This window comes from Streptantibioticus ferralitis, from assembly GCF_029223525.1.
In the GTDB taxonomy this organism is placed as follows: domain Bacteria; phylum Actinomycetota; class Actinomycetes; order Streptomycetales; family Streptomycetaceae; genus Streptantibioticus_A; species Streptantibioticus_A ferralitis.
Map to the genome: position 1 here is coordinate 350,510 of NZ_JARHTQ010000003.1, position 9,634 is coordinate 360,143.

Consider the following 9,634-nt stretch of genomic DNA (forward strand, 5'->3'; position numbering starts at 1 on the left):
GAAAGAAGGACCCCGACGCGATGGTGAATGAGGACAAGCTTCGCGACTACCTCAAGCGGGCCACCGCCGACCTGCGTCAGGCCCGTCGGCGGCTGCGCGAGGTGGAGGAGCGAGACCAGGAGCCCATCGCCATCGTGGCGATGAGCTGCCGCTACCCCGGAGGCGTACGCACCCCTGAGGACCTGTGGCGGCTGGTGGTGGACGGCACGGATGCCATCGGGCAGTTCCCCACCGACCGCGGCTGGGACGTCGAGTCGCTCTACGACGCGGACCCGGACCAGCCGGGCTCCAGCTACGTCAGCGAGGGCGGCTTCCTTTACGACGCGGGCCGGTTCGACCCCGCCGTCTTCGGGATCAGCCCGCGCGAGGCGATGGCGATGGACCCGCAGCAGCGGCTGCTGCTGGAGTCCTCCTGGGAGGCGTTCGAGCGGGCCGGTATCGATCCGACGTCGGTGCGCGGCAGCCGTACCGCGGTGTTCGCGGGCGTGATGTACCACGACTACACCTCGCGCCTGGACTCCGTACCCGAAGGTGTCGAAGGCTTCCTGGGCACCGGAAGCTCCGGCAGCATCGCCTCCGGCCGGGTGTCGTACGTCTTCGGCCTGGAGGGCCCGGCCGTCACCGTCGACACGGCCTGCTCGTCATCGCTGGTCACCCTGCACATGGCGGTACAGGCGCTGCGCAACGGAGAGTGCTCGCTGGCGCTCGCGGGCGGTGTGACGGTCATGGCCACCCCCGCCACCTTCACCGAGTTCAGCCGTCAGCGCGGGCTTGCCGCCAACGGGCGCTGCAAGCCGTTCGCGGCGGCCGCCGACGGCACCGGGTGGGGTGAGGGCGTGGGCATGCTGCTGGTCGAGCGGCTGTCGGACGCGCAGCGCAACGGTCACCCGGTACTGGCGATCGTGCGTGGCAGTGCCATCAACCAGGATGGTGCGAGCAACGGTCTGACGGCGCCGAACGGCCCGTCGCAGCAGCGTGTCATCCACCAGGCGCTGACCAACGCCAGCCTGTCGGCCGCCCAGGTCGACGCGGTGGAAGCGCACGGTACCGGCACCACGTTGGGCGACCCGATCGAGGCGCAGGCGCTGCTGGCCACCTACGGGCAGGACCGGCCGCAGGACCGGCCGCTGCTGTTGGGGTCGATCAAGTCCAACATCGGCCACACACAGGCCGCGGCGGGTGTCGCGGGTGTGATCAAGATGGTGCAGGCGATGCGGCACGGTGTGCTGCCCAAGACCCTGCACATCGACGAGCCGACGCCACACGTGGACTGGTCGGCGGGCGCGGTCTCGCTGCTGACCGACACCGTCCTGTGGCCGGAGACCGGCGAACCGCGCCGGGCGGCGGTGTCCTCGTTCGGCTTCAGCGGGACGAACGCACACACCATCCTCGAACAGGCCCCGGCGGAGGAGGAGTCCGCGCCTGCGGAGGAGTCGGCCCCGGCCGGGCCCGTGGTGTGGGCGCTGTCGGGCAAGAGCGCGGCGGCCGTTCGGGGTCAGGCGGAGCGGCTGTTGGCGTGGGTGGACGCTGACGACGAGCTTCGTCCGGTGGACGTCGGATTGTCGCTGGCGACCGGCCGCGCGGGCCTTGAGCACCGTGCGGTGGCGCTGGGCCGGCAGCGTGCTGAACTGCGTTCCGCGCTGGCCGCGTTGGCGGCCGGGGACATGGCGCCCGGGCTGACGCAGGGTGTGAGCGTCGGTGGTAAGTCGGTGTTTGTCTTTCCTGGGCAGGGGTCGCAGTGGGTGGGGATGGCGGTGGGGTTGTTGGATGCCTCGCCGGTGTTCGCTGCTCGGATCGATGAGTGTGCGGGGGCTTTGGATCCGTTCACTGGTTGGTCTTTGGTGGATGTGTTGCGGGGGGTTGAGGGTGCGCCGTCGTTGGACCGGGTGGATGTGGTTCAGCCGGTGTTGTTCGCGGTGATGGTGTCGTTGGCTGAGGTGTGGCGGTCGGTGGGTGTGGAGCCCGCGGCTGTGGTGGGTCATTCGCAGGGTGAGATCGCTGCCGCGTGTGTGGCCGGAATCCTCGGCTTGGAGGATGCTGCGCGGGTTGTGGCGTTGCGTAGTCAGGCTATTGGGCGGGTGCTGGCCGGGTTGGGCGGCATGGTGTCCGTTGCGTTGCCGGTGGTGGCGGTGCGGGAGCAGATTGCCGTCTGGGGTGAGGACCGGATTTCGGTTGCCGCTGTGAACGGGCCGTCGTCGGTGGTGGTCTCGGGTGAGCCGGGGGCGCTGGATGAGTTGTTGGCGTCGTGTGAGTCGGATGGTGTGCGGGCGCGTCGTATTCCGGTGGACTACGCGTCGCACTCCGCGCAGGTGGAGCTGCTGCGTGATGAGCTGCTGGAGCTTCTGGCGCCGATCGTGCCGCGGGCTGCGCGGGTGCCGTTCTTGTCGACGGTGTCGGGTGAGTGGGTGGAGGGTCCGGAGCTTTCTGCGGAGTACTGGTTCCGTAACCTGCGGCAGACCGTGGAGTTGGAGAGCGCCACTCGTACGTTGTTGGAGCAGGGTTTCGGGGTGTTCATCGAGTCCAGCCCGCACCCGGTGCTGACCATGGGCGTGCAGGAGACCATCGAGGACTCCGACCGAGACGCGGCCGCTCTCGGCTCGCTGCGTCGCGACGAAGGCGGCTTGGACCGCTTCTACACCTCGCTGGGTGAGGCCTATGCGCGCGGCGTGGCCGTCGACTGGTCGCAGGTGTTCGCGGGCACCGGTGCCCGCCGCGTGGACCTGCCGACCTACGCCTTCCAGCACCAGCACTACTGGCTTGACTCGGGTGTCGCCGACGCGGTCGAGGGCACCGCGGCCGACTCCGTCGAGGCGCGCTTCTGGGAGGCCGTGGAACGGGAGGACTTCGAGGCGCTCGCCGCCGAGTTGGCGGTCGACGGCGACCAGCCGTGGAGCGATGTGCTGCCCGCGCTGTCCTCCTGGCGTCGCCAGGGGCGCGAGCGGTCGACGGTGGACGGCTGGCGCTACCGCGTCACCTGGAAGCCGTTGACCGACGACGCGACGTCCCGCCTCTCCGGCACCTGGCTGCTCATCGCGCCGACCGCCGACAGCGTGTGGGCGGCGGACACGGCCCGCACCCTCGCCGAACGCGGTGCGGCCGTCCGTCAGTTGACGCCCGCCGCCACCGACCGTGCATCACTCACGGAACTGCTCCGCGAGGAGACCGCCGACGGCGAGGGCGTCACCGGCGTACTGTCGCTGCTCGCCCTGGACGGCGGGCAGCCGCTGCACGCGTCCATGGCGCTGGTGCAGGCGCTGGGTGACGCGGAGATCGACGCGCCGTTGTGGTTCGCCACGCGCGGTGCGGTGGCCGTGGACCGCTCGGAGCCGCTGGACGACCCGGAGCAGGCCCTGGTGTGGGGCCTCGGCCGGGTGGTGGCGCTGGAGCACGGTGAGCGGTGGGGCGGTCTCGTGGACCTTCCGCAGACCGCTGACGAGCGTGCGCTGTCCCGGCTGGTCGCGGCGCTGGCCGGGACCGACAGCGAGGACCAGGTGGCGGTGCGGCCCTCCGGCCTCCTCGCCCGCAGGCTGGTGCGCGCCTCGCTGGCGCAGTCGCCCGTCGTACGCACCTGGCGGCCGGACGGGACCGTCCTGGTCACCGGCGGCACGGGCGCCCTGGGCGCGCACGTCGCCCGCTACCTGGCCCGCGAGGGTGCGCGCCATCTCGTACTGACCAGCCGCCGTGGCCCCGACGCCCCCGGCGCCGCCGAACTGCGTGACGAACTGGCCGAGTTGGGGGCGGACGTCACCATTGCCGCCTGCGATGTCGCCGACCGGGACGCACTCGCCGCCCTGCTGGCCGCCATCCCCGCCGATCGTCCGCTGACCGCGGTCGTGCACACCGCGGCCGTGCTCGACGACGGGGTCATCGAGGCGCTGACTCCGGAGCAGCTCGACCGGGTGCTCCGCGTCAAGCTGGACGCGACGCTCAACCTGCACGAACTGACCCGCGACCTGGACCTGTCCGCCTTCGTGCTGTTCTCGTCCTTCGCGGCCACCTTCGGTGCCCCCGGACAGGGCAACTACGCGCCGGGGAACGCGTTCCTCGACGCCTTCGCCCAGCACCGGCGCGACGCCGGACTGCCCGCGACCTCGGTGGCGTGGGGGCCGTGGGGCGACGGCGGAATGGCGGAGGGCGCGGTCGGTGACCGCATGCGCCGGCACGGAGTCATCGAGATGGCGCCCGAACTCGCCGTCACCGCACTCCAGCACGCCCTGGACCGGGACGAGACCACGCTGACCGTCGCCGACATGGAGTGGAAGCGTTTCGTCCTTGCCTTCACCTCCGGCCGTCCGCGCCCGCTGCTGCACGACCTGCCCGAGGCCCGCGCGGTCATGGACGCCCTGCGCGCCGACGCCGAGGAGGAGGCGGCCGATGGCGTGGCGCTCGTCCAGCGGCTCGCGGGCCTGCCCGAGTCCGAACAGGAGCGTCTGCTGCTGGAGTCGGTGCGCGGCGCCGTGGCATCCGTCCTCGGCTACCAGGGCTCTGAGGCGGTGGAGCCGAACCGGGCCTTCAAGGAACTCGGCTTCGACTCGCTGACCGCCGTGGAACTGCGAAACCGGCTGAACGCCGCCACCGCGCTGAAGCTGCCGCCGACCCTGATCTTCGACTATCCGACGCCCACCACTCTCGCGAAGTTCCTGCGTACCGAACTGTCCGGTGAGCAGGGCGCGATAGCGGTCCCGCTGCCGACCGCCGCGGCCGCCGACGATGAGCCCATCGCGATCGTGGCGATGAGCTGCCGCTTCCCGGGAGACGTACGGTCGCCGGAGGAGCTGTGGCGGCTGCTGGAATCGGGCGGCGACGCGCTGTCCGGCTTCCCGCTCGACCGCGGTTGGGACGTCGAGGCGCTGTACGACCCGGATCCGGACGCCCAGGGCACGTCCTACACCCGTGAGGGCGGCTTCCTGAGCGACGCGGCACGGTTCGACTCCGGGTTCTTCGGGATCAGCCCGCGTGAGGCCCTTGCGATGGATCCGCAGCAGCGGCTGCTGCTGGAGACCTCGTGGGAGGCGTTCGAGCGGGCCGGGATCGATCCCGCGACGCTGCGCGGCAGCCAGTCCGGTGTCTTCGTCGGCACCAACGGCTCCGACTACTCGATGCTCATGCAGGGCAGCGCCGACGGCTTCGAGGGACACCTCGCGACGGGAACCGCCGGGAGCGTCGTCTCCGGCCGTCTGTCCTACACGTTCGGGCTGGAAGGGCCCGCCGTCACCGTGGACACGGCGTGCTCGGCCTCGCTGGTCGCGCTGCACCTGGCGGTGCAGGCACTGCGCAGCGGGGAGTGCTCGTTGGCGCTCGCGGGCGGCGTGACCGTGATGTCGACCCCTGGCACGTTCATCGAGTTCAGCCGTCAGCGCGGTCTTTCCACCGACGGCCGCTGCAAGGCCTTCTCCTCGGACGCCGACGGGTTCACCCCGGCCGAAGGCGTGGGCATGCTGCTGGTCGAGCGGCTGTCGGACGCGCAGCGCAACGGCCATCCGGTGCTGGCGATCGTCCGGGGCACCGCCATCAACCAGGACGGCGCGAGCAACGGTCTGACGGCGCCGAACGGCCCGTCGCAGCAGCGCGTCATCCGCCAGGCGCTGGCCAACGCCCGGCTGTCCGCCGCCGAGGTGGACGTCGTCGAGGCGCACGGTACGGGGACTTCGCTCGGTGACCCGATCGAGGCGCAGGCACTGCTGGCCACCTACGGGCAGGGCCGGTCGGAGGACCAGCCGCTGCTGCTGGGGTCGATCAAGTCCAACATCGGCCACGCGCAGGCCGCTGCGGGTGTCGCGGGTGTGATGAAGATGGTGCTGGCGATGCGGCACGGTGTGCTCCCGCAGAGCCTGCACATCGCCGAGCCGACGCCGCACGTGGACTGGTCGGCCGGTGCGGTGTCGCTGCTGACGCAGACCACCGAGTGGCCGCAGACCGGTCGGCCGCGGCGGGCGGGCGTGTCGTCGTTCGGCTTCAGCGGTACGAACGCGCACGCCCTACTCGAACAGGCCCCTATATCCGAAAACGAGACCCCGGCTGTCGGGACCGAGTCTCCCGCCGCCGACAACGACGCCCCGGCACAGGGCGCCGATGTGTCGCCGGTCGTGCCGTGGGTACTGTCCGGAAAGAGCGAGTCGGCGCTGCGCGGACAGGCCGAGCGGCTGCTGACCCACCTCGGCACCCACGATGACCTGCGATCCGCTGACGTGGGCTACTCACTGGCGACCACCCGGACCGCCCTCGACCACCGCGCGGTGGTGATCGGCCGGGACCGCGACGACTTCGTCCGCGGACTGGACGCGCTGGTTCAGGGGCTGAGCCTGCCGAGCCTCGTTGAGGGGGCCGGAGTCGGGGGCCAAGGGGTCTTCCTGTTCCCCGGACAGGGGTCGCAATGGGTAGGCATGGCCGTCGGGTTGTTGGACGCTTCACCCGTGTTCGCTGCCCGGATCGATGAGTGTGCGGCGGCTTTGGATCCGTTCACTGATTGGTCTTTGGTGCATGTGTTGCGGGGGGTTGAGGGTGCGCCGTCGTTGGACCGGGTGGATGTGGTTCAGCCGGTGTTGTTCGCGGTGATGGTGTCGTTGGCTGAGGTGTGGCGGTCGGTGGGTGTGGAGCCCGCGGCTGTGGTGGGTCATTCGCAGGGTGAGATCGCTGCCGCGTGTGTGGCCGGAATCCTCGGCTTGGAGGATGCTGCGCGGGTTGTGGCGTTGCGTAGTCAGGCTATTGGGCGGGTGCTGGCCGGGTTGGGCGGCATGGTGTCCGTTGCGTTGCCGGTGGTGGCGGTGCGGGAGCGGATTGCCGCCTGGGGTGAGGACCGGATTTCGGTTGCCGCTGTGAACGGGCCGTCGTCGGTGGTGGTCTCGGGTGAACCGGGGGCGCTGGATGAGTTGTTGGCGTCGTGTGAGTCGGATGGTGTGCGGGCGCGTCGTATTCCGGTGGACTACGCGTCGCACTCCGCGCAGGTGGAGCTGCTGCGTGATGAGCTGCTGGAGCTTCTGGCGCCGATCGTGCCGCGGGCTGCGCGGGTGCCGTTCTTGTCGACGGTGTCGGGTGAGTGGGTGGAGGGTCCGGAGCTTTCTGCGGAGTACTGGTTCCGTAACCTGCGGCAGACCGTGGAGTTGGAGAGCGCCACTCGTACGTTGTTGGAGCAGGGTTTCGGGGTGTTCATCGAGTCCAGCCCGCACCCGGTGCTGACCGTGGGCGTGCAGGAGACCATCGAGGACTCCGGCCGAGACGCGGCCGTTCTGGGTTCGCTGCGTCGCGATGAAGGCGGCTTGGACCGTTTCTACGCCTCCCTGGGTGAGGCGTATGTTCGCGGTGTGACGGTGGACTGGGATGCCGTCTTCGCGGGCACCGGTGCCCGCCGGGTCGAGCTGCCGACGTACGCCTTCCAGCGTCAGCGGTACTGGCCGGAGGCCGCCGCGCCGGAGGAGATCGCGGCAGCGCCGACGGATCCGATCGACGCCCTGTTCTGGGAGGCCGTCGAGCGCGAGGACCTGGAATCGCTCGCCGAGACGCTGGAGATCGAGGGCGAGCCGCTGGGCGCCGTACTGCCCGCGCTGTCCTCCTGGCGTCGGCAGAGCCGTGAGAAGTCGACGGTGGACGGCTGGCGCTACCGCGTGAACTGGCAGCCGCTGGCTGAGGAGCGGGCGTCCCGCCTCACCGGAACTTGGCTTGTCGTCGTACCGAAGACCGCGGCCGACGGCGAGTGGCCCACCGCCGCGGCTCGGATGCTCGCCGAACGCGGCGCCTCCGTACGTGAGGTGGTGCTTGATCCGGCCGATGCCGATCGCAAGCCCCTGGTCGACCGCCTCCGCGATGAGGTGGTGGACGGCGAGCGTCTCGGCGGTGTGCTCTCGCTGCTCGGGTTCGACGGCCATCCGCAGGGCCTGCACGGCTCGCTGGCGCTCGTCCAGGCACTGGGCGATGCCGGGATCGACGCCCCGCTGTGGTGTGCGACGCGCGGCGCGGTGTCCGTGGCGGCGGCGGACCCGGTACGGGATCCGGCCCAGGCACTGCTGTGGGGCTTCGGCCGGACCGCGGCCCTGGAGTACCCCGAGCGCTGGGGCGGCCTCGTCGATCTGCCGGAGAACCCCGATGAGCGCGCGCTGTCCCGCCTGGTCGCGGTGCTGGCCGGGGTGGACGGCGAGGACCAGGTCGCCGTCCGATCCTCGGGACTGTTCGCCCGCAGGCTGGTACGCGCTTCGCTCGCCGACGCGGGCGCGGTGCGTGACTGGCGGCCGGACGGCACCGTCCTGGTCACCGGCGGTACCGGAGCGCTCGGCGGGCATGTCGCCCGCTGGCTGGCCCGCAGCGGCGCCAAGCACCTCGTGCTGACCAGCCGCCGCGGCCCCGACGCGCCCGGCGCGGCCGAACTGCGCGCCGAGCTGAACGAGTTGGGCGCCGATGTCACCATCGCGGCCTGCGATGCCGCCGACCGCGAGGCGCTCGCCGGACTGCTCGCCGCCATTCCCGCCGACAGTCCGCTCACCGCGGTCGTCCACGCGGCGGGCGTGCTCGACGACGGTGTGCTCGACGCGCTGACGCCGGACCGGTTCGCCACCGTGCTGGGGCCCAAGGCCGACGCGGCACTCAACCTGCATGAGCTGACCCGGGACCTGGACCTGTCGGCGTTCGTCCTGTTCTCAGGTGTCGCGGGCACGCTCGGTGACGCCGGACAGGCCAACTACGCGGCCGCCAACGCGTACCTGGACGCGCTGGCGGAACACCGCCGCGCGGCGGGCCTCACCGCCACCTCCGTGGCCTGGGGACGTTGGGGCGACAGCGGTCTGGCCGCGGGCGGCGCCATCGGCGACCGACTGGACCGCGGCGGGATCCCGGCCATGGCACCGCAGTTGGCGATCAGCGCGCTGCAGCAGGCGCTGGACCACGATGAGACGGCCGTCGCCATCGCGGACATCCGCTGGGACCTGTTCGCCCCCGGCTTCACCGCCGTCCGCCACAGCCCGTTCATCGGCGAACTGCCCGAGGTGCGGCGGCTGGCGCGGACCGGTGCGGCGGGCGACGAGTCCGCTGCGGCCGGGTCCGCCGAGGCGCTGCGCCAGCGGTTGGCCGGTATGTCCCAGGCGGAACAGTCGCTGGTGGTCGTGGAGTTGGTCCGCTCGCACGCGGCCAGCGCGCTCGGCCACCCGTCGACCGCCGAGGTCGGTGCCGGCCGGGCGTTCAAGGAGCTGGGATTCGACTCCCTGATCGCCCTGGAGCTGCGCAACCGGCTGACCGCGGCCACCGGACTGCGGCTGCCCGCGACGCTGGTCTTCGACTACCCGACGCCCGCCGCCCTGGCCGACTTCCTGCGTGCCGAGATCACGCAGGACGGCGGCGCGGCAGCGGCGGCTCCGGGGATCGCGGAGCTGGAGAAGCTGGAGTCGGCGCTGTCCGTCCTCGACCCGGACAGCGAATCCAGGGCGGACATCGCCCTGCGCCTGCAAGCCCTGCTGGCGAAGTGGGGCGAACCACAGCCCACGTCGACCGGCGAGGCCGTGACGGAAAAGCTGCAAGAGGCAACACCCGATGAGGTCTTCGCCTTCATCGAGAACGAGCTCGGGTTCGGGGGGCCGGGGGACGGCCCCCGGCAATAGCGGTAGCACGACAGAGCGCGGGCATTCCCGGCGCAAGCGTTTGTGACGAGAAG

The 9,634-nt window shown here is 71.4% G+C and carries 1 protein-coding gene; it reads left to right on the forward strand.

The window, feature by feature from the left end; all coding sequences use genetic code 11:
• Nucleotides 1-23 precede the first annotated feature (23 nt).
• The gene (locus tag P2L57_RS06910; protein ID WP_372515637.1) at nucleotides 24-9,581 is read left to right on the forward strand and encodes a type I polyketide synthase; all 9,558 of its coding nucleotides are present in this window, start codon (nucleotides 24-26) and stop codon (nucleotides 9,579-9,581) included.
• The last annotated feature ends 53 nt before the right edge of the window (nucleotides 9,582-9,634 follow it).